The sequence below is a fragment of the Shewanella sp. LC6 genome (genome assembly GCF_006385735.2).
Taxonomy (GTDB): domain Bacteria; phylum Pseudomonadota; class Gammaproteobacteria; order Enterobacterales; family Shewanellaceae; genus Shewanella; species Shewanella xiamenensis.
In genome coordinates this window covers 2,255,951-2,279,557 of the sequence record NZ_CP043902.1, presented here as the reverse complement: position 1 = coordinate 2,279,557, position 23,607 = coordinate 2,255,951, and the positions used below count along the sequence as shown (strand labels likewise).

Here is a 23,607-nt window from a genome sequence, read left to right as displayed (position 1 = left end):
ACACTTGGCTTAATCGCGTAAATCAATACAGAGACAGCTTAGCCTAGCAATGCGAGGTCAATCCCGCAGGAACTGCGAACGACTAAGGTGGTTGGGATCAATTGAGGGCCTACCGCCTGACCGCGAATAAGCTTGAGCAAACTCTCGACTAAAATCTCACCCGCTAACTGAGTATTTTGTTTGATGGTTGTCAGTGGTGGATTAGCAAAACTTGCCACAGGAATATCATCATAGCCCACCACAGCCACTTGCTCTGGCACTAATATCCCCTTCTCTTTTAAGGCACGAATGGCACCAATAGCAATCAAATCACTAGCGGCAAAAATCGCATCAAACGTAAGCCTTTTTTCTATTAATGCCATCGCCGCATCATAACCAGCACTTTCAGTGCTAATGGCTGAAATTTGCCGCTCAGCCACCACTGGTAATCCTGCGGTTTGTAAGGCTTTGACATGACCTAAATATCTGTCCCTAAATTCTGGGCTATGACTAGAGGCGTCACCTAAGAAGGCAAAAGCGCTACGGCCAAGGGAAATCAAATGTTCAGTGGCTATCAGGCCACCTTGGTGATTATCACAACCAATGGATAATACGGATTTATTGTTATGCTCGGCGCCCCAAATCACAAAATGAGTATGTTGAGCGAGTAACTTTTCAAGCTTCTGCTCGTAATCCATATAATCGCCGTAGCCCAGCAAAATAATGCCATCAGCTTTATTACTGTCTTCGTAGTCGGCATGCCAATCGCTAGAAAGCTGTTGAAATGAAACGAGTAAATCATACCCCTGTTGCGCAGTTGCCCGTGTTATTGAGCCTAACATCGACAGAAAAAATGGGTTGATGAGGGAATCATCATTAGTCGGGTCTTCACACAATAACAGCGCCAGAGTATGACTATTTTGGGTACGCAAATTACTGGCGTTTTTATCAACCTTGTAGTTAAGTTCCTTTGCAATTGCTTGGATCCGCTGACGGGTCTCTAAGTTGACAAGCGGGCTATTTCTGAGGGCTCGGGAAACTGTAGACTGGGATACACCAGCACGATAAGCAATATCAATTGAGGTCGCTTTCGATGCCATAACGGAGGTCACCATAATTATTATTTTGGGGGATACTAAAACAGTTCTAATGACTTGTATAGCCGAAGGGTTTACAACTGTCTAACAAGTTAACCGAGTTAATCTGCTTTAACCTATTGAAAGCTAAACTAACTTAACCGCCACCTTAACGCTGGGTGCTTAACCACGATAATGCGGCTTATGATTGTGTGACTAAAAACACAGACTAGAGAAAATAAATGCTTCAAAAAAACCGCTAACGCTATTCACAGCTTTGCATTCACTAATAATTTGCTGAGTCGCATTTATTTTCTCTTAACCAGATAGAAGTTAAATCCCTAATTCATCGAGTAAATCATCGGCGTCCACATTGGTATGATGTTGACTTATCGCGGGCTTGTCCGCCATTCGGCTCCAAGGAGTGCTTTCAACATTTGAAGCTTGCGTCCCACTCACGCCGTGCTGTTCGAGTAAGCTATCAGGGTCAAACTCCTCATCATATTCAAACTCATCCAGTTTGATAAACTCGGTCTTATCCATCGCAAATTCAAGGTAGAAAATGTGATTATTTTCGGTTTTAAAGGACACTCGCCTTGCTACAGCATCATCCAAGTTTGCATCAATAGAGATAGTCAACTCTTTGTTTATCGTTAACATTTTTGGCTGACTTTGGCTGATGGAAGTTTGTAATTCCTTAGAGACTTTATTAATAAAGTCACCTAAGATTTGGTTCATTAACTCCCCCATCACATTACCCACTTCATCAGAAGTATGGGAAAAGGCTAATTCCTCTTCAGGCATGCCCATATTGAGCATATAGCGACGGTAGATTTCGATAGCCGCAGCAGCGGAAAAGTTAATAACAACAAGCCCTGAAAATCCCCCATCAAAAATCGAAAAACATCCTAAGTCGGGTTTTAAGCGGGTACGGGTAATGCTTTGTACCATACCTGCATGGCTCACATGGCTTGCGCTGGTACTCGATAATACATGGGCAACAGAGTGGCATAACTTCAACAATATATCGTCAGAAGTCACAATCGTATTTGTAGTCATAATTGATTCTCAAACATAACAGTTGATTAATCTTGCGCGTAAAACGGTAAAAAATCAAAATTAAAACAACTAATTAGATATAGTTATCATGATTGAATTTGTTAATAAATGGTAAGTTGTTGAATTTAATAAATACTTCATCACATGCGATTAAACTGATGAAATATCCTCAAAATAAGCCATAAAATCACCACTCAGGAGAAGGCCTGCAAAGATCCTGCTTAAGATCAAAGAAACCCCATATTGTTTACCAGTTTATATGAAATTTAACCCGCTAATATTCTATTAAAAAACATTCGCAGGTATATTGTTGAACATTATTTTTGCGCCCGAGGACTCCAGATGATCACTTTTTTGCGCCAATTCACCATTTTAAAACGTCTAATGATGATGTTAGTGATGGCGGCCATTGGAACTGTTTGTTTTGCAAGTTTTTCGATTAAAGAACAATACAGTAATTTGATCGAACAAAAATGGTTACAAATCGATGGTCAACTTGGCAGTATCCTCAGTGTGATAGACGTTTATCGCCAAGATGCTGTTAACGGTAAAATGAGCGAGCAAGAGGCTCAAAAAGCTGCTGCGAACCTCATTAACCAAACCCGTTATGCCGGGGTTGGTTACTTTATTCTGATTGATGACAACAACCAAATCCTAGCCCATGGTGAAAATGCCAGCCTAATCGGTACCTCTGCACAAAATTTCACACTCCCCAATGGCACTAATCCGCTGACTACGATGCTGTCTCAAGCTCGGCAACATGACAAAGCCATGCTGGAATATCCGATTGCTAATCCTGTTTCAAAAATTGTTGAGGACAAATTGGCCGAAGCCCGCTACTACCCACAATGGGGCTGGACTGTGATCACAGGGGCTTATCTCAGTGACGTAAAAGAGAGTCTGTATAATGTGATGATCGACTATCTGATTATCATGTTTTTGATTTCTGTACCTATTTTTGCATTTTTCCTTGTTCTTAATCATTCGATTACCTCACCATTGAATGATGCTATTGAAGCCCTTGAAGATATCGCTCAAGGCGAAGGCGACTTAAGCCAGCGTTTAAGCACTCAAGGCAAAGATGAAGTTGCTCATCTCGCCCAAGCCTTTAACCTTTTTGCCCAAAAAATTGGCGATATGGTGGGACATTTGCAACCCCTGGGAAAATCGCTCGACAACGATGCTAAACAGTTAATGCTTGCCGTTGAGGAGTCGAACCAAAGTGCGGAACATATCCACCGTGAAACCGGTAGCGTAGCAACGGCAGTTAATCAAATGCTGTCTACGACCCATGAGATGGCGAGCAATACCCAGCAGGCCGCCGATGCCGCCACCAGTGTGAAAAATCAGGCTCAGCAAAGTAAAGCTGTGATTGACAATACGGTGCGCGATACAGAGAAGTTGGTCCAAGAGCTGAAAGCATCAGAAGCAATCACTCAAAAATTGGGACAAGCCTCTGGTCAAATTGGCAGTATTTTGGATGTGATTCGGGGCATTGCTGAACAAACCAATTTGTTGGCACTTAATGCCGCCATTGAAGCTGCTCGTGCGGGTAGTCATGGCCGAGGATTTGCCGTTGTCGCAGATGAAGTAAGAGCCTTAGCCAATCGCACCCAAGACTCGACCAATGAGATCCAAAAAATTATCTCAGAAATTCAAACCGGTGTGGGCTCAGTGATGCAAAGCAATAGCCAAACCCAACATCAATCAGAAGAATTGCAAGCTAAGGCTCAAGAGGCTGGGCAAGCCATGGCCGCAATTCTGGGGCTAATTGCCCACATCAGCGATATGAACACTCAGTTAGCGAGTGCGACAGAAGAGCAATCCCTCGTGACAGAGGAAATTAACCGTAATATCTGTAATATTTCAGAGCTAACCGAAGTGTCTGTAAAAGCCAATGACAGTAATAGCCGAGCAGCACAATCATTACAGGATATTAGCCAGGATATGTCCCATACCTTAGGGCAATTTAAAATCTAACCTAGCGAATGTTTTCAATAGCAAACAAGAGGACGTATAAAAACGTCCTCTCTTCCTTTAACATTAGCTAATGAAACGACACAACCAACCCTAGCATACGAAATGCAGGCTGATTGAGGATGCACTTGAGAACAATGTCCTTTAAACAGGAATCCATGTTATAAGGTAAACTCCTAACTTGCATTCACCTCGCCAAAGGAGAACCGCCTATGCGTATGACCTTAGCCGTACATACCCGGCAATATACCATTCACAGTTTTAGCCCTAAGGCGCAAATTCCTACCGAAGTCTTTGCTGAAGAAGTGTATTTTATCTGCAAAACAGAAGAAGGTTTGACCTTGGTTGTGCCTAGTGAGCTTGCGCTTGATAGCTTAGAGCAAGAAACTAACTGGAGCTGTCTAGAAGTGTTAGGCCCTCTAGGATTTTCATTAACGGGTATTTTATCAAAAATTGCCAGCACCTTAGCCGATGTGCAAATCAGTATTTTCGCCCTTTCAACCTTTGATACTGACTATATTCTCGTGAAGAAAAATTGCCTCCAAGGCGCCATTGCTGCCTTAAAAAAGGCCGGTTATAAGATTATAGAGTCGAACGAAGCGCCATAATATTCATAAAGAGTTAAGCCACTATGTACGAAAAATCTGTCACTATCACCGCAAAACATGGTATTCATACCCGCCCTGCGGCACTATTGGTGAAAGAAGCCAAGACCTTCGATTGTGACGTTTTGGTTGAATGTAACGGCAAGCAAGCCAGTGCTAAGAGCTTATTTAAGCTACAAACATTAGGTTTATACCATGGTGTCACTGTCAGGGTTTTCGCCGAGGGAGAGCAGGCGCAGGAAGCCGTCGAAAAAGTCTCGGCCTTGTTAATCACCTTAAGTTAGCGAACCGCCCAACATCATTAGGAATGACTATGTCGATAACGGGGATTATTGTGTCATCGGGTATAGCCTTCGGTAAGGCTTTACACCTTAATCATTGCGAAAACCACCTCGACTATCGCCCAATTCCGCTCTCTAGGATCCCGCAGCAACAAAGTAAGTTTCTTAAGGCATTACAAACACTGAAACAACAGCTCAGTCTAAGCCAAACTAAGCTCGATCCTGACAGTGAAAACTACCAACTGATTGAAGCCGATTTATTACTCCTTGATGATGAAGAACTGATAGAACAAGTCAAAGAAGCCATTCGCACCTTACAACTTTCCGCCAGTGTTGCTGTTGAGCGAATATTTGCCCATCAAGCCAATGAACTCGAGTCCCTAGACGATCCCTATTTAGCCAATCGTGCCCAAGACGTTCGATGCCTTGGACAGCGCATAGTCACCGCGATTAATGGCCGTTTGGACCAAGGTTTAACTCACCTGAGTGAACCGACGATACTGCTAGCACAGGATCTCACCCCAGCAGAATTTGCCTTGCTCCCTAAAGAGCACATCAGCGGTATTGTGCTTAAAACCGGTGGACTCACCAGTCATACCGCTATTTTGGCCCGTGCAGCAGGTATACCCGCTATTTTAAGTTGTCAGTTCGATGCAGAGCTCATCCCTAATGGCACCCCGTTAGTGCTCGATGCAATAAGTGGGGCGCTTTATGTCAATCCGGAGCCTGAGCAACAAGCTCGTTTAACCGTGACCCTGCACCATGAACAAGCAAGACGTCAGGCACTTCAAGCTTATCGCGATGTTCCGGCTCAAACACAGGACGGACATCAGGTTCGCCTGTTGGCAAACGTCGGCAATTTGAATGAGATCACCCATGTCAAAGATGAAGGGGCCGATGGAATAGGCTTATTCCGCACTGAATTTATGTTAATGCATACCAGCACCTTGCCGGATGAAAAAGCCCAGTACAATCTTTACTGCGAGGCTCTGCATGCTCTAGGTGGTAAAACTTTTACGATCAGAACCTTAGATATTGGCGCCGATAAAGAACTCCCCTGCTTATGCCAAGACATAGAAGATAATCCCGCCTTAGGACAACGTGGGGTGAGATACACCTTAGCGCACCCAGAATTATTTAAGACCCAACTTCGTGCCATTTTACGGGCAGCAAATCACGGTCCGATTCGCTTAATGTTTCCTATGGTCAATCAAGTGGAAGAGTTAGATGAGATATTTACGCTTATCGCCGAATGCCAGGATGCCCTCGAAGACGAAGAAAAAGGCTATGGTGAACTGAGTTATGGCATAGTGGTAGAAACGCCCGCGGCGGTGTTGAATTTAGCCTCTATGCTACCAAGGCTGGATTTTGTCAGCATAGGCACCAATGATTTAACACAATATGCCATGGCAGCAGACCGCACCAACCCACAACTGACACGGGATTACCCTTCTCTTTCACCTGCGATTTTAAGCTTGATAAACATGACAATCATTCAAGCCAAAGCAGCCGAGGTCACAGTATCACTCTGTGGTGAATTAGCCAGCTCGCCACACATCGCTCCGCTACTCGTGGGAATGGGGCTGGATGAACTCAGCGTTAACTTAAGCTCATTACTAGAAGTGAAAGCAGCCATTTGCCAAGGTGAACTGGCGAAATTTTCTGCGTTAGCGCACACTGCGATGCAGCAAAATAGAATTTCAGATCTGCAACAGTGTATAACAAACTGTAAATAGTACATTTAATTGGTTATGCTGCTTTACAGACCAACACAGAACAACAAAAACAAGCAAAGGGGCACCACATTATGGGATTTTTAAGCCGCATAAGGCGATTGGTATCAGGACAGCCACAACTTGCAGGTGGCATTATGGTCTACGCCCCCGTCAATGGGGAAATAGTCGCGATTGAAAAAGTCCCCGATGTCGTTTTTGCAGAAAAGATTGTCGGTGATGGCATTGCTATCGCGCCTAAGGGCGACACGATTGTTGCACCTATTGATGGTACTATCGGTAAAATATTCGAAACTAATCATGCCTTTAGTATTGAATCACCTCAAGGATTAGAACTATTTGTTCACTTTGGTGTTGGTACTGTCGAGCTAAGAGGGCGTGGCTTTAGTCGTTTAGCCGAAGAAGGTCAAGAGGTCAAAGTAGGCGATCCGATTTTGTCATTTGATATTGAGTATCTTAAAGACCAAGTAGACAGCTTACTCACGCCCGTGGTGCTTGCCAATATGGAAGATGTGAAGTATTTAGACAAAGCTCAGGGGAGTGTCACCGCGGGCAAAGATCCTATTTTTACGGTGCAACTTTAACAATTAATCCAGTGTTAATTAGCAGTCCATTTAAGATCCATACCTTAGCTAATCCCCTTTTCTTCGTTAATCATACCGCTGGTAGTTTGCTGATACTGCCAGTGGTCACATTCGCAGCATTAACCTAAGCAAAAACAGCAGCACCTCAAACAGCTAATCGACCTAATATCCATTAATAGTGATAAATTCAGTATTTTCGATAATAGGTAATTGGCCTAAGCGTGATAATTCTTGTTTGAGTTTGGTCATCACATCCATCTGTTTAGCTGAAGGCGGTAAATGTATCTTAACAATCCGTATAGCCGCGATGGACTTATAGTCAATCACCCGTCTTACAAATACGCAGTCTTTTGCCTGTATTTGAGATATCACTTCATTTGATACTTCATAATCCAATGGAAAATCAGCCTCACCTACCAGTCGTAATTGTAGGTAAACACTGTGTGACGCTAAGAGACTAATGCATTCACGCCATTTGGTATTGTTCATCACAACTCGTTGTCGTTATCTTTAATTCTGAATAGTATATATTTTTCAGATAGATAAATCATAGATTGCAATCTAAAAATAAAAGGCCAAGTGTGGAGAGCACTTGGCCTTTGACTGGAGATGAAATATTACACGCGATTAGAAACCTTCAACGCCCGCCATATCGGGAAGATGATGGGCAATACCTTTGTGGCAATCAATACAGGTCTTCTCACCACTGGCCAGCGATGTGGAGTGCATCTGCGCGGCGCGTGGTGACTGCCTAGTAAAGTCCATATAGGTAAAGTTATGGCAATTTCGACACTCGAGCGAGTCATTTGCCTTTAACCTTGCCCATTCATGTTCAGCCAGCTCGCGACGTTTACTCTCAAACTTTTCGCGGGTATTGATGGTACCAAACACTTTACCCCACACTTCTTTCGATGCCTGCATCTTACGGGCAATTTTATCGGTCCAGTTGTGTGGCACATGGCAGTCAGGGCAAGTTGCACGCACCCCACTACGGTTAGTGAAATGGATAGTCGACTGTAACTCTTGGTAGACGTTATTTTCCATTTCATGGCAACCAATACAAAAGGCTTCTCTGTTCGTGGCTTCAAGCGCAGTGTTAAAGCCCCCCCAAAAGATCACCCCTGCCACAAAGCCACCTAAGGTTAGAAACCCTAAACTGTAGTGCACACTCGGACGATTGAGCACTTGCCAGATCTTTTTAAGTTTATCTAACATGCTGACTCCTAGTGTTTTTTCTGCTCAGTGTTCGCTTTAATCAGATGATCCATATCCACAAAGTCGTTCTCGACCAGTAATTTGGCATCCAGTTGCGGCACATGGCACTGAGTACAGAAATAACGCCTTGGTGAAAGCTCAGCTAAAAAGTTGTTATCCCTATCCATATAATGGGTCACGCTCACCATGGGTGCTTGCGAATCTCCAGTGCGTTGTCTTGCATGGCACGCCATACATTTATTGACCTTAAGATCGAGCTGATAGCCATCGATCTTATGCGGGATCACGGGTGGCTGCATTGGGTAGTTACGCACCTCTTTGATATCTTTATTCAGCACCGCCTGCATCGCGGGCGGTGTTGGCTCAACGTTAATCGGCGCCTGACGTAAGGTATCGATCTTATCCTCAGGAATACTGGCTGCAGTCACACTTGTCATCATCAGGGCTGAAAAGACAAGCGCACTAAATGCTGAAGCTAATTTGAATGTTTTCATCCTGTACTCCTTATACCTTGACGATTTTCACGGCGCATTTCTTAAAGTCGGTTTGTTTCGACAGCGGATCTGTCGCATCCAAGGTGACTTTATTAATGAGCTGACTGGCATCAAACCAAGGTACAAACACCAGACCCACTGGCGGCTTGTTACGACCACGGGTTTCGACACGGGTTTTGATTTCACCACGGCGAGACACGACTCGAACTTCATCACCACGGCGTAAACCACGTTTTTTGGCATCTTCTGGATGCATAAAACACACAGCATCGGGGAAGGCACGGTAAAGCTCAGGCACACGTTGGGTCATCGAGCCCGAATGCCAGTGTTCAAGTACACGACCCGTGGATAACCAAATATCGAACTCTTCATCAGGAGACTCTGCTGGTGGCTCATAGGGCAGCGCAAAAATCACCGCACGGCCATCAGGATGTCCATAAAACTCAAAGCCTTTACCCGGTTTAACATAGGGATCCGTTCCCTCACGGAAACGCCATTGGGTTTCTTTGCCATTAACAACTGGCCAGCGAAGGCCATGGGCTTCGTGATAAGCATCAAACGGGGCCAAATCGTGACCATGACCACGACCAAAGGTGGCATATTCTTCAAACAACCCTTTTTGAACATAGAAGCCGAAATGTTTCGCTTCATTGTTCAGATACTTAGGATCAGTATCTGCCAACGGGAACTTATCAACATTGCCGTTTTGGTAAAGCACTTCAAAGAGGGTTTTGCCTTTAAATTGCGGGTTTGCGGCTAAGACTTCCTTCGGCCAGACTTCGTCGGTGGTGAAGCGTTTAGAAAACTCCATCAACTGCCACAGATCTGAGTGTGATTCGCCCGGCGCCTGGACCATTTGATGCCAAAATTGAGTGCGACGCTCAGCATTACCATAAGCACCCTCTTTCTCAACCCACATCGCGGTTGGCAGAATTAAGTCCGCAGCTTGAGTCGTCACTGTGGGATACGCATCGGACACCACAATAAAGTTGGCAGGATTGCGATAGCCAGGTAAGCCTTCCTCATTGATGTTCGGGCCAGCCTGCATATTGTTGTTCACTTGTACCCAGTAGCAGTTCAAGTCGCCATCTTTTAAGCGGCGGTTTTGTTCTACGGCGTGATAACCAGGTTTTGGTGGAATAATACCGCTGGGGATCTTCCAAATTTCTTCGGCGTGTTTTCGATGCTCAGGGTTAGTTACCACCATATCCGCGGGTAAACGGTGGGAGAACGTCCCGACTTCACGAGCCGTACCGCAGGCAGAAGGTTGGCCAGTTAACGAGAATGGGCTGTTACCGGGAGTTGAAATCTTACCTGTTAGTAAGTGGATGTTATAAATCAGGTTGTTACACCACACACCACGGGTATGTTGGTTAAAGCCCATGGTCCAGAACGAGGTGACCTTGGTATCGGGATCGGCATAAAGCTTCGCCAATTCGATAAGTTTAGCCTCAGGCACACCCGACATCTTGCTGACCTTCTCCACCGTATATTCGGCGACAAAGGCCTTAAAGGTATCGAAATCAATCGGAGTCGAATCCCCTGCCGTTTTCACGTTTTTGGCTTTCTGCTCCAGCGGATGGGTTGGACGTAAACCATAGCCGATATCCGTGGTACCTTGGCGGAAGTTAACGTGCTTCTTCACAAAGTCCCAGTTTACTTTATCGTTTTGAATGATGTAGTTGGCGATAAAGTTCAGGATGGCTAAGTCGGTTTGTGGCGTAAATACTATCGGTAAATCCGCCAAGTCGAAGGAGCGATGCTCAAACGTCGAGAGTACCGCAACCTTCACATGGGATGCGCTTAAACGGCGGTCAGTCACTCGAGTCCATAGGATCGGGTGCATTTCAGCCATGTTGGAGCCCCACAGCACAAAGGCATCGGCCGCTTCCATATCATCGTAACAGCCCATAGGCTCATCGATACCGAAGGTACGCATAAAGCCGACCACGGCTGACGCCATACAGTGACGCGCATTCGGATCAATGTTGTTAGAGCCAAAGCCCGCCTTCATCAGTTTAACCGCGGCATAGCCTTCCCAGACGGTCCACTGGCCCGAGCCAAACATTCCAACTGCGGTAGGGCCTTTGGCCTTGAGGGTTTCTTTCCATTTTTGCGCCATGATATCAAAAGCGCTGTCCCAGCTAATGGGAGTAAATTCACCGTGCTTGTCGTACTTGCCATCGGTCATTCTGAGCATTGGCGTGGTCAAACGATCGCTGCCATACATAATTTTCGACAGGAAGTAACCTTTAATACAGTTAAGGCCGCGGTTCACTTCGCTGTTTGCATCGCCGTGGGTCGCAACCACTTTGCCATCACGTGTCGCAACAATCACAGAGCAGCCCGTACCACAGAAACGGCAAGGCGCTTTGTTCCACTCTAATTTGGTTTGCTCTGAGCTAGTAATTAAATTGCTGGCTGATGCCGGCAGCGCTAAGCCTGCGGCGCCCGCTGCTGCAATCACCGCATTGGCTTTAATAAAGTCACGTCTATTCATGTTCATTCTTCACCCTCTTCGAGCTGTTCACTCTGGTGGTAAACCATAGTGGCGGACAAGACGCCAGGAATGGCATTAATCTGTTCGATACCGTCCATCAAGGCACGTTGGGAGTTACCTTCAAGTACAACGACGAGTTTTACTTCGTTATTGACAGAGAGTTCGGCATTCTCAATCGCCATAATGTGTTGCCTAACATCCGCCATCTTATTTGGCATGACTTGCACCACGAGACTTGTGATATGCAGCTCTTTGCTCATCCGACACTCCGCTTTAATTCTGTTGTTATTATTTTGTATTGACTCAACCAGCCCCAGGTGGGCCGGTGAAGATTTGGCTAAACCATATGGCAAATCCCAATCCACTCACCAACAACACGGATAAGAGGGGGGCGAGAAATACGGTTAAAAAGATAAAAATTTTCAGTTCTAAGGATTTTTCTGCTGCGCTGTTAGCACTCATGCGTCCTCCAAGAGGTTCGTTCCTGTGATGGATTACTCTGATCACTACAGGATTTATAGGTATCTCTATTGCATCTTTGATCCACCAATTGATCATATCATAGCGTTAAGGTGTTAACAAACTGTATACCTCAAAATCGGTAAACCCTTTGATGCTTGATCCAGATCATCAATTTGGCGATAGATTTAATTAGATCATGGTTTTTGAGCGTTTTTTCAGATTGTAAACAGGTTGATTAGTTATGTTTTTTTATTAACCAATTGCTAAAGCATGGAAAAGAGATAGGCGTTAGGCAACTAAACCGCACAAAATTTAAACAAAATATTCCTTAAGGAGTATTAGGGGATGGTAAAGGAAGGCACAAATTACCGATTATCTGCAGCGAAATTGGCTTAACATCTTCGTCAAATCGTTAACTCGCTCAAGATATAGCTAAAGTCCCTGCTGTATTCGCTAACTGTTTATCAATTAAAAGCCATTAGGGGCCATTCATTCGCTACCTACTTTGCCCTTTGGGGTTAGCCTGTGATAGCCCATAGCAAACAATCACGCCTGCAACAACATGCTGATCGCGGCTAATTATAGTTAGGTGAAAATGAGCAATAAAAAAGCCGAACCCTAAGGTTCGGCTGTTAATGCTAAAGATGATGCATTATGCATAACTGACTGAATCTACAGTTTCAGTCAGTTATGTATCAACATCATTAACTCAGCAGGATATGGTTTAAGATCCGCTTTTCCGAGATGGGATAAGCCGTTCCCAGCGCCTGTGCAAAGCAAGACACCCGGTATTCTTCAATCATCCAACGGGCTTCAATCAGAGCCGCAGGCACGGGCTGTGAGCGCGGCACCTTAGCAAGTTGCGCCGCTAAGGCCTCCTGCACTTTAGTGATACTCTGCATATGCAAGCGGTCACGGGTCGGGTCTACAGGTAATTTATCGATGCGGATTTCAATCGCCTTTAAGTAACGCGCCACATCGGCTAAACGCTTCCAACCGCAGGCCTCAACAAATCCCTTAAAAACTAATTGGTCCAATTGGCTTTGAATATCACTCATCGCAAAAGCGATATCTAAGCTGATTTTACCCTTAGTCCGCTTTTTAATACCTTGATAGAGCGTCAAAATCTGCTCCACTTTTAGGGCGATTTGCTCAGCCGTTGGATTCAGCTCTTGGCGCACCCAATCCTTGGCCTGTTCGAACTGAGCAGCATCGCGCACATCCAGCGCTTTCTCATCGAGTAATTGCTGCACGGCTGCGGCAATAATGTCATCAATCAGAATTTGCACTTGGCCAAATGGATTGAAATACATCGCCAGTTTGGCCTTGTTGGGCAGTGCCTGTTGCAGGTGTTTTACCGGCGATGGAATGTTGAGTAACAACAAGCGACGTAGGCCTTGACGGTGCGCCGCCTCTGCCTCAAATTCATCATCAAATAATTTGATGGCAACTGAATCTTTATTGTCAATCAAGGCGGGGAATGCCCGCACTTGATAGTTACCCTTACGCTGCTCAAATTGCTTAGGTAAGTCACCAAATGACCATTCGGTGAGCGCTTCTTTCTCAATGCCCTTATCCGCCACCTGACGAATCGCCTTCGCGACCACGCCCTGTAATTCCGCTTTGAGGGTATCAAGCACCCGCCCCTGTGCCACTAACTTGCCCTTATCGTCCTCAATCTTAAAATTCATTTGTAAATGCACTGGCATCTGCGAAACATCAAAATCTTCGGGATTGACGCGCGTGCCACTCATACGCAGCAGCTGTTTGCACATGGCGTCGAGTAAACTGGCGCTAAAGGGCTGCATCGCCTGTACGCAGGCTCGGGCATAATCGGGCGCAGGCACAAAGTTACGTCTTAGTCCCTTAGGCAAAGACTTAATCAGGGCGACGCATTTCTCCTCACGCATCCCCGCCACGAGCCAATCGAAATCCGTATCATCGATTTGATTGAGTAGCGCCACTGGAATATGCACAGAAACGCCATCATCACTCGCCGCAGGATCAAAGTGATAACTCAGTTGCAAGCGGATATTGCCCTTGTGCCAAGTATCGGGGAAATCGAGCGCCGATATGTGATCGGCACTGCGCTGCATCAATAGCGACTTATTAAAATCGAGTAAATCGGGCTGAGTTCGGCGCGCTTCTTTCCACCAGCTAAAGAACTTAGGCGCGTTATAGATGCCTTCGGGGATACGCGGCTCATAAAAGTCCATCAACACTTGTTCATCGACCAAAATATCGCGGCGACGGGACTTGTGCTCGAGCGCTTCGACATCCTCCAATAACTTTTGGTTAGCGATAAAAAAGGCTTCTTTGGTCTGTAACTGCCCTTCGGCGAGCGCGCTACGGATAAAGATCTCCCGCGCTTCAACAGGATTAATCGGCCCGTATTGTACGCGGCGGCGATGCACCACGGTCAAACCGTAAAGCACTTGGTTTTCAAAGGCAATCACACTGCCCTGTTTCGCCTCAAAATGTGGCTCTAGGTGATTCTTTTTAATCAGATGCGCCGCTAACGGCTCGAGCCACTCAGGCTCAATCTTGGCGCAGCAGCGAGCAAACAGCTTAGAGGTTTCCATCAGCTCCGCCGCCATGATCCATTTCGGGCCTTTTTTCGCCAGCGGTGAACCTGGGAACACAAAAAACTTACGATTGCGCGCGCCTAAGTATTCGTTGTTATTGTCCTTAAAGCCAATATGGCTGAGCAGACCCGATAACAGCGCACGGTGCAGCGCATCGTAGTTGGCAGGCGTGTCATTTAAGCGCCACTTTAAGTCGTGAACCGCTTGTTTTAGCTGAGTATATAAATCCTGCCATTCGCGCACACGCAGGTAGGCTAAATATTCATCACGGCATTTTTTACGGAACTGGCTGGCGGATAATTCCTTTTGCTGCTCTTTTAAGTGCTGCCAGAGGTTTACCCAACTGACAAAATCAGACTGGGGATCGGCAAAGCGACGATGGGCCTCATCGGACGCCTGCTTTTTATCCATGGGCCGCTCACGGGGATCTTGAATCGACAGCCCTGAGGCGATCACTAACACCTCATTTAAGCAACCAAGTTGGTGGCTCTCGACCACCATACGCGCTAAACGTGGGTCGACGGGGATTTGCGATAACTGCCGCCCCAGCGGCGTTAACACTATATTGCCCTTCTGCTGTTTAACCGCCTGTAATTCCTCAAGCAATAAGAAGCCATCGCGAATATGGCGCGGATCGGGTGGCTCAATAAACGGGAAAGCAGCGATATCGCCAAGGCCGATAGCGAGCATCTGCAAAATCACCGACGCCAAATTGGTTCGTAAGATTTCGGGATCGGTAAAGGCTGGGCGGTTATTAAAATCCGCCTCATCGTATAAACGGATACAAATCCCCGGACCAACACGGCCGCAGCGGCCTTGGCGCTGATTGGCACTCGCCTGTGAAATCGGCTCGATCGGCAAACGCTGTACTTTAGTGCGATAACTGTAACGGCTGATGCGTGCTGTTCCTGGGTCAATCACATAACGAATACCCGGCACAGTCAGCGAGGTTTCCGCTACGTTAGTCGCAAGCACAATACGACGCCCTGTATGGCTGCTAAAGACCTTGGATTGCTCGCCGTAGGAGAGGCGCGCGTAGAGCGGTAAAATCTCGGTATCGCGGTAATTACGCCGATTTAGCTGCTCTGCGGTATCGCGAATTTCACGCTCACCGTTCATAAAGATCAAAATATCGCCTAAGCCTTCGGCAACCAGCTCATCAACGGCGGCAAAAATCCCTTCAATTTGGTCGAGATCGGCCTCAGTATCTTGTAACAATGGGCGATAACGGGTTTCGACCGGATAGGTACGCCCAGACACCTCAATAATCGGCGCATTATTGAAATGCTTAGAAAAACGCTCAACATCAATGGTCGCCGAGGTGATGATGATCTTAAGATCGGGGCGTTTTTTCAGAATTTGCTTAAGGTAACCAAGGATAAAATCGATGTTAAGGCTACGTTCATGCGCCTCGTCGATGATGATTGTATCGTATTGATCTAAATAACGATCTGAAGTCAGCTCCGCCAGTAAAATCCCGTCGGTCATCAGTTTGATATAGGATTCACTCTTAAGCGCATCGGCAAAACGCACCTTAAAGCCCACGACTTCGCCGAGCGGGCTTTGTAATTCTTCAGCCACCCTTGACGCAACACTGCGCGCTGCCAACCTCCGCGGCTGGGTATGACCAATAAAACCACGGCTGCCTAAGCCCAGTTCTAAACAGATTTTTGGCAACTGCGTGGTTTTACCCGAGCCAGTTTCACCCGCAATGATCACCACTTGGTTTTCACTAATGGCTTTGGCGATGTCTTCGCGCATGCTACTGACGGGCAGATTGTCAGGATAGTTGATCTTAGGGCGAGCCTTCAGGCGCTGCTCTACTTTCTCGAACGCTGCTTGCGCCTGCTCAGCAAGTTTGGCTAATTCTTGTGTTTTTTTGTCAGAATCGGCTTCTTTATGGAGCTTAAATAAACGGCGGCGGATCCGCGAGGCATCACTTTGAAAGCACTGCTGGAGAAAAGCGCTCGATAGCGGATGTTTGTCAGAGTTCAAAACCAAATTCCATTGCTAGCATCGAAAAAGGCGATCCTAGCAAGGAACCTGGTTTATTGGTATGGCTAATTGTTCAAAACACACCGTAAACCGCTGGAAATTAGCCACCCAAATAACGGCTTAAGCAGGTGCAAGATAACATTGCTGCATGTACACATTCATCGCCTTCAACACATTGGTGCGATTGATTGTGCCGATGACTTTGCCATTATCCACCACCGGATAGGTCTTTGGTTTAGCGCCCAGCATCTGCTCCGCGAGTTGTAAAATACTCTCATCAGGACCGACATACAGGACTTCAGTGCGCATACAATCCTTCACCACTGAGGTTAAGTCACAGTGATAGCTGCTCTTTAACATGACAGCTAAGCAGTCTTGCTGGGATAAAAAGCCCACTAAATTACCACTGTCATCCACGACAGCTGCACCCATCTTGTTATTATCTAACAGTTTCTCAACCGCAGTAGCCAGTGACATATTTGCACTGAGCAACACAGGCTGACGGTCCATATGGTCGCGTATTTTGATTGAATCCATAGCAATCTCCCCAAACTTACCTGTAACAAACTCACTTACCTGAGCTTTGAGTCTAGTCAAAATCTCGCAAGAGTTAAGCAATTAATATCGATTGAGCTTATCTGACGACTAGGGCATGTTGACGTTTTAAGGTTATAGATGTACGAACTGTTTGAGATAGATTTAGTATCCCGAAAAAAGCTTAGTTAGCGCTTAATGAAATTAACCCAATGATTTTACGTTCTATTGCATAGGTAAGCAGGGGGGTGATACTTTGACTCATCGAAGTTCAAAGGCACCTACTCCGCCTTAATCATTAATCTGTGTCATTCGTTTTTCCTGCTAATTGATCTAACAAGCTATCGATACTCTGTTCGAGCAAATCAAGGACTAATTCAAATCCTTGAGTACCGCCATAATAGGGATCGGGGACCTCATCAATTTCACTATTTCCGTAAGACAACATTAGCTGAAGTTTGTATTGATACTCAAGCGGACAACGACTACGTAAATCCACTAAATTACGATTATCGGCCGCTAAAATAAGATCAAAATATTCAAAATCGGCATCAACAATTTGTCTTGCGCGCATACCATCGAAACTTAACCCGCGTTTTATACCCGCAGCCATGGCGCGACTGTCAGGTTTATCTCCTTGGTGATAACCAATGGTGCCAGCAGAATCGACTTCAATATTGAGGCGACGTTCACGAATTTTTGCACGGCAAACGGCCTCTGCCGTGGGCGAACGACAAATATTCCCCATACAGACCATTAAAATTCGTCTTATATTTTTTGCTTTTAACGCTTTATCTTCTAACAACTTAGCATCCTCTGGCAGCGCTATTTAGGGGGAGATACGATTTGCCCAAAGGCGGGAGAAATACATTTTTTCACTTCAAAATGATAACCGTATTTCTCGTTAGCAGACTCGGTAATTTCCAGTATTTCGTAATCGTTTAACTCAACCACCACAGAATTGGCTAATTTTTCACAACGACTACGGCCATCGGCCTCAAACTTATAGGCAAATAACGCGATTAATTCTCGGATCCCCTTGTAGTATGTGTGCCCAAAAGTTCTTAAGGATTCAATAGTGCCATCAGCAGATTGCATAGTGAGATCATTAGCCGCGTTCTCAGCTTCAGTCTGGGCTTTTTCGGTTATTTTGACTTCAACAACAGTGTTTGCAAGACTCACTTTTTCATTTTTTTGTATTTTGTTCGCAACGTTCTCCAATAAAGTTTCACCATCGGAGATGGCAACAAGATTCATTAATAACACCACGGATAACACCATACGTAAAAATGCCGTTGTTACCACAAAGCGTTTTTTATTATCCTGTTGGTTGGTCTCTAACCCTAAAATCCGTAAACCGATATGGAACAATAAATAACAAGGGATCACAATTTGCAGAAGCAGTAACGCGAGAATAGAAATACACACGAACCAAATAGGTAAATACAGCAAAATGGCAAAGTTGTGGGTGTAAGACAAATGTGAAGCTGAAACACCTGTGATTTCATTAACCACACTACCACTGGCGGCCAAGGCAAAGTTGGCAATAACGGCATAAAAGAGTAGGAAAATGGCTTTTCCAGCCAATGAATGCCACGCTATTGCAAATTTTGGCCAAAATTCAATGATTAATGCAACCGCAGTGATAATAGCTGCCAGCCAAATGTCTGACTGAAATAGCAATAAAGCAATTAATGCTAATAGATAACAGCGCTGTGCAATGGTTAAACTTTGCAAAAACGCTTTAGCGGTGACAATGGGCTGCTTAGTCCATTTGGGGACCGTTAAGATTTTAGCCAAGCGTTGCTTCAAAGAATGTTCACTAAATTGAATATCAACCAAAACCTACTCCTTGGTGTTATTGCCTATTAATAATCAATATGATATCCGGCAAACCCCTTATTGATAGCGTTCGATTTTTATCAATATCCAACAATTTCGCAACTTATTCTTTAACTTCTTTATCTTCAGGCACAATGTCTGTCCTGATCCGTAAATAACTAGCAAATCGCGGCAAGCCATTCACCGTTAATCCTAGATACTTGTAAGTGATAAGTGTACCGATAGCAGGGGGATGCTGACGCTCTGCAAGGTTAAAACCTGTGCCAATACTAAAAATTCGCCCCTCTGGTGTTTGCACTCTTAAGGCACCCATTTTCCCGGCAAATTGCCCTTTGCCAGCAACATAACCAATCACCGTCGCTTCAGCATCTAAATAGGGCTTTAACTTCATTACATTAGGATTACGTCCCGGCGTATATACCGCAGTGCGTCGATGTAAAATTAATCCTTCAGCGCCAAGGGCAACTAAGGTATTTAAAGTGTCATAGAGGGCCTCGACACTGCCGACACTAAATTGCTCAATAACTTGAAGATAAGCCGATTTTCCCACGATCAGAGTTTGCATTTGCAGATAACGGTCTTCAAAGCTCCCCTTGGTTGTCGGTAAATCAAATACCATAAAGCGTACCTTTTGCCAGTCCGTATCCTTTGGCGATGTTTGACGTATTAATCCTGAAATCGCCTCAAACTGCCCTCGCCCGATCCATAACTCACCTTCCATTGCGATAGTGGGAAACTCGGCGGTAAACCAACTTGGGGCCAGAATGGGATTCCCCTGACGGGTAAACAAACGTTGCCCATCCCAGTAACCACGCACACCATCAAGTTTTTCACTGACCAGAAACGCGCCGATTTGAGTATGATCGTCGAGTGCATATTCCGTTGCTAATTGAATATTCGGTGCAGGACTTGCATAGCTAACCGCAATAAATAAGCTGCAAAGACCAATGAGAAGCCCAAAGCACTTGGCAAGTGCATTTCTTAAAAAAAGTACGCGAATTGTCAGAGTCATTCCTTTGTCTCTCTGTAAGTCATCCCACTGCAAGCTTAGTATTTAGCCTTGATTGCCGCTAATCCGGCCGCAATATGATCCCCCTAACAGAGCGAGCAATTTGTATAGTTAACTATTTATACACATAAATTATCGGGCTATACTGCGGCCTCTTTTTTAAGCTCGTTCAAAAGCCGGCACACATGTCGCATTCAGTTTGAACGAAAATGCTCACGAACAACCGCCCAAGTCGATGGAATAATTATGAAACCAGCAAATAACCACGGTATAAAACGTATCTTTAGAGCGACGGGATTTTCAATGAAGGGCTTAAAAGCGGCGTGGATCCATGAAGCTGCGTTTAGACAAGAATTGATGCTTGCGGTGGTGATGCTCCCCATCGCCCTATTGGTCGATATCAGCACCATGGAACGCTTAATGTTGATCTTAACGCTGTTTATCGTGTTAATTGTAGAGCTATTAAATTCTGCTATTGAAGCCGTTGTTGACCGTGTTGGCAGTGAGATCCATCCCCTGAGTGGTCAAGCAAAGGATATCGCCTCTGCTGCGGTGTTCATGAGTTTAGCGCTCTGCGGGATCACTTGGCTCGTGCTGTTATTACCGCGCTTGATATAATCCTTTGTGCGCATTAACACTGATTTAGGTCATTAAATTCGCTGATAAAAAACGCCTTTAGGAATTATCCCAAAGGCGTTTTTTATCCAACTCAACAAATTTAGTTATCTTCGATTACGAGCTTATCCGCTAAAAAACTTATCGCCTGCTTAATTTGCTCTAGTCTGTCATTTTCAGCCCAATAGGCGACATACACACTGCGTGAAATCGCACTCGCCCCCGCGACCAAATTCAGTTCGCCTCTTTGAAGCAAAGGCTGCACCAAATGCTCGGGTAAAAATGCGCAGCCGCCGTTATTTAAGATAAAATCTAAGGCGATTCGAGCCGAACTGGTATGTAAAGTTGGCACAGGTAAAGCCGCATATTCCTGCGCATGAATAATATTAAAGGCCGTCCCCCAATCGACTTTGACATATTGTCCAGCTTGCACCTTATTAACGGACACATCCCGGGATTTAGATACCAGCAGCAAATTGATTTGGCCTAATTGGATTAATTCAAATTGGTCAAGTTTGGGTGGATCAAAAGAGATCGCCAGATCGAGAGTCCTATCCATCAATTGCCGTGTCATTACGGTGAGTGGCAAAACCTCGGTCCGCAATGCAACCCCAGGAAGTCCCACATGCAGATGCTGTAAATACCGCTGTAAATAGGCATCCCAAATATTGGGGCCCGCGCCAATCGCTAATTGAGTCGATTGTAACTGACTAAGCGAAACATCCTGCTTGGCGCGCTCCCATGCTGTCAATACCGCTTCCGCATGGCCCAACATCCGTTCCCCAGCAGGGGTCGGCTGAATATTATTTCGTTGGCGCTCAAACAAGGCAACACCAAGAATGCTCTCAAGCTGTTTAACTCTAAAACTTACCGCACTACGGGTAAGGTAGAGGTTTTCCGCTGCCTTACCAAAATGGCGGGTACGAGAGACTTCCAGAAAGGTCTTTAGTAAATCGGTATCCATAAAAATTCTTGACCAACATAGGCAAATTTTTTTGATTTATAAATCAATAATACTAGCCAATACTCCACTTGCAAATCTTTGTATACCAAAATCTAGAAGGTAACAGCCATGTCTGAACAGTCTTTTTCAAACGCTAACAGGGGTTCTGAGACGCTGAACGGCTCAGCTGCCAGTTTTGTATCTCACAAACGCTTTTACGACGATACTAATTTCCCCAAAGGTTTTAAGCGCAGTGGCGACTTCACAAGTAAAGAAGCCGAACTGCTCGAATTACATGGTCATGCCATGAAAAACCTTGCTGAAGGCAAAACACTCCCAGTGACCGCCGACGAAGCACAATTTGTCGAAGTCATCAAAGGAAACATCGCTCCGAGTAGCTTGTTAGAGCAGATCTGGTTAAAGTACCGCAAACTCGCCCGGGGTAAGCCCTTTTATGCAGTGGTTGGCACGGTTCATTTACCAGCAACCAAACCTGAGGTTGAGCCAGAAGCGGCATTCGATGTAGATGTGGATGTTGAAATTGAAGATGATGTTCAGGATGAAGCTGAACCCGAGGACAAAGCATGAAAATGAAGGTTTGCGATTAAATGCGTGGTTGGATTTTATATAAAGAAACCGCGACTCAGCTAAAACCTGAATGGTATGAAATCGAACGTCTGTTGGCGGCAGCTAAGGCCGACAATATTGAATTAGCCGTTTATGCGCCGGATGAGTTTGATCTCACCGTGACGAGAGAAGATAACAAAAGTATTTTGTTAAATGGACAACCCGTTGAATTGCCGGATTTTATCATTCCGCGCATGGGTTCTGGCACCACCTACTTTGCGTTGGCAATCATTCGCCATTTAGAACGCTTAGGGGTGTATTGTTTAAATCCTTCAAAAGCTATTGAGATTGTTAAAGATAAGCTCTTCTCCCAGCAATTGTTGGCCGAGAAGAATTTACCTACGCCAAAAACCATGTTGGTCAAATTCCCGGTTGATATTGATCTGGTTGAGCGCCATTTAGGTTTTCCCGTAGTGATTAAAACGCTCTCAGGCTCTCAAGGCAGTGGTGTATTCTTATCACACAAAGCCCGTGAGTTTGATGACTTAATGCAACTAATCGAAGCGACTAATAAAAACGCCAACATTATTTTGCAAGAGTTCATTGCCAATAGTCATGGCCGCGACTTGCGAGTCTTTACTATTGGCGGACGCGTTGCAGGCTGCTATGAGCGACGTGGGCAAGAAGATAGCTTTAAAGCTAATGTCAGCGCGGGTGGCTCGGCGAGGCCCTTTGAAATCACCCCTGAAATCGAATGGCTCGCGACGCAAACCGCCAATATTCTCGATTTAGATGTGGCAGGTATCGATTTATTGTTCGATAACGGCCATTACAAAATCTGCGAAGCCAACTCATCACCTGGGTTTGAAGGATTAGAATCGTGCTTAAATGTGGATATTGCTGCGCAAATTTTGCACTTTATCCGCATCCGTTTAGGCATGTTTAACAAGGACGAGAAAAGCAGCGAGCCAACATCGGCCGCTAACACGCATAACAATTGATGCGGTCTCGTTAAGCTCTTATCGGCGGATCAGTCTCTACTGGGCCGTTTTTTTAGGCTTTACGACATATTCCCGTCACTAGGGCGTGTTGACGTTTCAGGGTTATTTTTGCAGTAATGTGGCTGGCTTTTATGCAAGGCAAAGTCCGTACAGTGTAGTTATTCTACATAAATGGACGATAACGCAGTAGAAAAGCCAGCCAAATGCTGCCCGAAGGGTTCGTCTGGCAAGCCCTTGCTCTTACTTTCTGTCATAAGAGCCGCTCGTCATTTGAGTAAACTACACATCATTCCTCCTTTCGCGAGCACGTACTTGCCAGAACGAACAAAATCTAATCTCGAAACGTCAACACACCCTAATCACCAAGATGTAAATTACTGTGATCCCTCCCTCAAGCCTGCAATACCAAAGCGATTAACCATACAACTTTTGTTTTAAATCACGAAAATTCACACTTTCCAAAACATTTTATTCACATTTAAAGATTTACTGATACACTCCAAATGTTCATAACTTATGGCACTTAAGTCTGATGTTATCGCTGGATATAA

Annotated in this window: 22 protein-coding genes; 8 read left to right on the top strand and 14 right to left on the bottom strand. The window is 45.3% G+C overall.

Annotated elements, in window-relative coordinates:
• Positions 1–38: 38 nt before the first annotated feature.
• A complete protein-coding gene (locus FJD32_RS10400; protein ID WP_055648447.1) occupies positions 39–1,079 on the bottom strand; it encodes a LacI family DNA-binding transcriptional regulator in 1,041 nt (346 codons plus the stop codon).
• 309 nt (positions 1,080–1,388) lie between these two features.
• Entirely contained in the window at positions 1,389–2,114 is a 726-nt protein-coding gene (locus FJD32_RS10395; RefSeq protein WP_047537307.1) for a DUF3334 family protein, read from the bottom strand.
• Positions 2,115–2,456: 342 nt separating this feature from the next.
• Between FJD32_RS10395 and FJD32_RS10390 the strand changes: the two genes are divergently transcribed.
• The 5 genes from FJD32_RS10390 (at position 2,457) to crr (ending at position 7,294) form a co-directional block, all read left to right on the top strand.
• Positions 2,457–4,094 carry a methyl-accepting chemotaxis protein gene (locus FJD32_RS10390; protein ID WP_055648446.1) on the top strand — a complete coding sequence of 546 codons (1,638 nt, stop codon included), beginning with the start codon at positions 2,457–2,459 and terminating at the stop codon, positions 4,092–4,094.
• Between the two features lie 209 nt (positions 4,095–4,303).
• Positions 4,304–4,699, top strand: a complete 396-nt coding sequence (locus FJD32_RS10385) for an ACT domain-containing protein (RefSeq protein ID WP_037418252.1) — start codon at positions 4,304–4,306, stop codon at positions 4,697–4,699.
• Between the two features lie 23 nt (positions 4,700–4,722).
• The gene (locus FJD32_RS10380) at positions 4,723–4,980 is read left to right on the top strand and encodes an HPr family phosphocarrier protein (RefSeq protein WP_037418255.1); all 258 of its coding nucleotides are present in this window, start codon (positions 4,723–4,725) and stop codon (positions 4,978–4,980) included.
• Positions 4,981–5,009: 29 nt separating this feature from the next.
• Complete coding sequence (ptsP, locus tag FJD32_RS10375; RefSeq protein ID WP_037418258.1) at positions 5,010–6,713, top strand: phosphoenolpyruvate--protein phosphotransferase; 1,704 nt, start codon at positions 5,010–5,012, stop codon at positions 6,711–6,713.
• A 71-nt stretch (positions 6,714–6,784) separates the two neighbouring features.
• A complete protein-coding gene (crr, locus tag FJD32_RS10370) occupies positions 6,785–7,294 on the top strand; it encodes a PTS glucose transporter subunit IIA (RefSeq protein ID WP_037418261.1) in 510 nt (169 codons plus the stop codon).
• A 162-nt stretch (positions 7,295–7,456) separates the two neighbouring features.
• On the opposite strand, the gene FJD32_RS10365 is transcribed toward crr, so the two are convergent.
• The 11 genes from FJD32_RS10365 to FJD32_RS10315 all read right to left on the bottom strand — a co-directional run bounded on the left by FJD32_RS10365 (position 7,457) and on the right by FJD32_RS10315 (position 19,933).
• Positions 7,457–7,783 carry a hypothetical protein gene (locus tag FJD32_RS10365; RefSeq protein ID WP_088585512.1) on the bottom strand — a complete coding sequence of 109 codons (327 nt, stop codon included), beginning with the start codon at positions 7,781–7,783 and terminating at the stop codon, positions 7,457–7,459.
• 138 nt (positions 7,784–7,921) lie between these two features.
• Positions 7,922–8,509 carry a cytochrome c3 family protein gene (locus FJD32_RS10360; RefSeq protein ID WP_037418266.1) on the bottom strand — a complete coding sequence of 196 codons (588 nt, stop codon included), beginning with the start codon at positions 8,507–8,509 and terminating at the stop codon, positions 7,922–7,924.
• A gap of 8 nt (positions 8,510–8,517) precedes the next feature.
• Positions 8,518–9,003 (bottom strand): nitrate reductase cytochrome c-type subunit, encoded by a 486-nt coding sequence (locus tag FJD32_RS10355; protein ID WP_037418269.1) that lies wholly within the window; start codon positions 9,001–9,003, stop codon positions 8,518–8,520.
• A 10-nt stretch (positions 9,004–9,013) separates the two neighbouring features.
• Positions 9,014–11,503, bottom strand: a complete 2,490-nt coding sequence (napA, locus tag FJD32_RS10350) for a nitrate reductase catalytic subunit NapA (RefSeq protein ID WP_140907067.1) — start codon at positions 11,501–11,503, stop codon at positions 9,014–9,016.
• A gap of 2 nt (positions 11,504–11,505) precedes the next feature.
• Positions 11,506–11,763: a chaperone NapD gene (locus FJD32_RS10345; RefSeq protein WP_047537299.1), complete on the bottom strand. Its 258-nt coding sequence runs from the start codon at positions 11,761–11,763 to the stop codon at positions 11,506–11,508.
• A gap of 43 nt (positions 11,764–11,806) precedes the next feature.
• The gene (locus FJD32_RS10340) at positions 11,807–11,965 is read right to left on the bottom strand and encodes a nitrate reductase (protein ID WP_011716898.1); all 159 of its coding nucleotides are present in this window, start codon (positions 11,963–11,965) and stop codon (positions 11,807–11,809) included.
• 704 nt (positions 11,966–12,669) lie between these two features.
• Positions 12,670–16,551, bottom strand: coding sequence for an ATP-dependent RNA helicase HrpA (gene hrpA, locus FJD32_RS10335; RefSeq protein ID WP_140907045.1), 3,882 nt, complete (start codon positions 16,549–16,551; stop codon positions 12,670–12,672).
• A gap of 114 nt (positions 16,552–16,665) precedes the next feature.
• Positions 16,666–17,082: a CBS domain-containing protein gene (locus FJD32_RS10330; RefSeq protein ID WP_037418282.1), complete on the bottom strand. Its 417-nt coding sequence runs from the start codon at positions 17,080–17,082 to the stop codon at positions 16,666–16,668.
• A 295-nt stretch (positions 17,083–17,377) separates the two neighbouring features.
• Positions 17,378–17,836, bottom strand: a complete 459-nt coding sequence (locus FJD32_RS10325) for a low molecular weight protein-tyrosine-phosphatase (RefSeq protein WP_258195982.1) — start codon at positions 17,834–17,836, stop codon at positions 17,378–17,380.
• Positions 17,837–17,904: 68 nt separating this feature from the next.
• Positions 17,905–18,921 (bottom strand): hypothetical protein, encoded by a 1,017-nt coding sequence (locus FJD32_RS10320; RefSeq protein ID WP_088585509.1) that lies wholly within the window; start codon positions 18,919–18,921, stop codon positions 17,905–17,907.
• 103 nt (positions 18,922–19,024) lie between these two features.
• On the bottom strand, positions 19,025–19,933 hold the full coding sequence (locus FJD32_RS10315) for a DNA ligase (protein WP_088585508.1): 909 nt from the start codon (positions 19,931–19,933) through the stop codon (positions 19,025–19,027).
• Between the two features lie 243 nt (positions 19,934–20,176).
• On the opposite strand from FJD32_RS10315, the gene FJD32_RS10310 reads away from it, so the two are divergent.
• Positions 20,177–20,548: a diacylglycerol kinase gene (locus FJD32_RS10310; RefSeq protein ID WP_088585507.1), complete on the top strand. Its 372-nt coding sequence runs from the start codon at positions 20,177–20,179 to the stop codon at positions 20,546–20,548.
• A gap of 100 nt (positions 20,549–20,648) precedes the next feature.
• Here the strand turns inward: FJD32_RS10310 and hdfR are convergent, their stop codons facing one another.
• A complete protein-coding gene (gene hdfR, locus FJD32_RS10305; RefSeq protein ID WP_088585506.1) occupies positions 20,649–21,509 on the bottom strand; it encodes an HTH-type transcriptional regulator HdfR in 861 nt (286 codons plus the stop codon).
• A 108-nt stretch (positions 21,510–21,617) separates the two neighbouring features.
• Here hdfR and FJD32_RS10300 point away from each other — a divergent pair, with 108 nt between their 5' ends.
• Positions 21,618–22,076: a DUF413 domain-containing protein gene (locus FJD32_RS10300; protein WP_037430721.1), complete on the top strand. Its 459-nt coding sequence runs from the start codon at positions 21,618–21,620 to the stop codon at positions 22,074–22,076.
• A 20-nt stretch (positions 22,077–22,096) separates the two neighbouring features.
• On the top strand, positions 22,097–23,056 hold the full coding sequence (locus tag FJD32_RS10295) for a RimK family alpha-L-glutamate ligase (protein ID WP_037418145.1): 960 nt from the start codon (positions 22,097–22,099) through the stop codon (positions 23,054–23,056).
• Positions 23,057–23,607 lie beyond the last annotated feature (551 nt).

Coding starts and splice junctions, on each gene's coding strand:
- napA (WP_140907067.1), bottom strand. CDS start 11,503: ATGAATAGACGTGACTTTATTAAAGCCAATGCGGTGATTGCAGCAGCG.
- ptsP (WP_037418258.1), top strand. CDS start 5,010: ATGTCGATAACGGGGATTATTGTGTCATCGGGTATAGCCTTCGGTAAG.
- FJD32_RS10310 (WP_088585507.1), top strand. CDS start 20,177: ATGAAACCAGCAAATAACCACGGTATAAAACGTATCTTTAGAGCGACG.
- FJD32_RS10330 (WP_037418282.1), bottom strand. CDS start 17,082: ATGGATTCAATCAAAATACGCGACCATATGGACCGTCAGCCTGTGTTG.
- FJD32_RS10395 (WP_047537307.1), bottom strand. CDS start 2,114: ATGACTACAAATACGATTGTGACTTCTGACGATATATTGTTGAAGTTA.
- crr (WP_037418261.1), top strand. CDS start 6,785: ATGGGATTTTTAAGCCGCATAAGGCGATTGGTATCAGGACAGCCACAA.
- FJD32_RS10360 (WP_037418266.1), bottom strand. CDS start 8,509: ATGTTAGATAAACTTAAAAAGATCTGGCAAGTGCTCAATCGTCCGAGT.
- FJD32_RS10345 (WP_047537299.1), bottom strand. CDS start 11,763: ATGAGCAAAGAGCTGCATATCACAAGTCTCGTGGTGCAAGTCATGCCA.
- FJD32_RS10380 (WP_037418255.1), top strand. CDS start 4,723: ATGTACGAAAAATCTGTCACTATCACCGCAAAACATGGTATTCATACC.
- FJD32_RS10315 (WP_088585508.1), bottom strand. CDS start 19,933: ATGACTCTGACAATTCGCGTACTTTTTTTAAGAAATGCACTTGCCAAG.
- FJD32_RS10300 (WP_037430721.1), top strand. CDS start 21,618: ATGTCTGAACAGTCTTTTTCAAACGCTAACAGGGGTTCTGAGACGCTG.
- FJD32_RS10325 (WP_258195982.1), bottom strand. CDS start 17,836: ATGGTCTGTATGGGGAATATTTGTCGTTCGCCCACGGCAGAGGCCGTT.
- FJD32_RS10340 (WP_011716898.1), bottom strand. CDS start 11,965: ATGAGTGCTAACAGCGCAGCAGAAAAATCCTTAGAACTGAAAATTTTT.
- hdfR (WP_088585506.1), bottom strand. CDS start 21,509: ATGGATACCGATTTACTAAAGACCTTTCTGGAAGTCTCTCGTACCCGC.
- FJD32_RS10355 (WP_037418269.1), bottom strand. CDS start 9,003: ATGAAAACATTCAAATTAGCTTCAGCATTTAGTGCGCTTGTCTTTTCA.
- FJD32_RS10400 (WP_055648447.1), bottom strand. CDS start 1,079: ATGGCATCGAAAGCGACCTCAATTGATATTGCTTATCGTGCTGGTGTA.
- FJD32_RS10385 (WP_037418252.1), top strand. CDS start 4,304: ATGCGTATGACCTTAGCCGTACATACCCGGCAATATACCATTCACAGT.
- FJD32_RS10365 (WP_088585512.1), bottom strand. CDS start 7,783: ATGAACAATACCAAATGGCGTGAATGCATTAGTCTCTTAGCGTCACAC.
- FJD32_RS10295 (WP_037418145.1), top strand. CDS start 22,097: ATGCGTGGTTGGATTTTATATAAAGAAACCGCGACTCAGCTAAAACCT.
- FJD32_RS10390 (WP_055648446.1), top strand. CDS start 2,457: ATGATCACTTTTTTGCGCCAATTCACCATTTTAAAACGTCTAATGATG.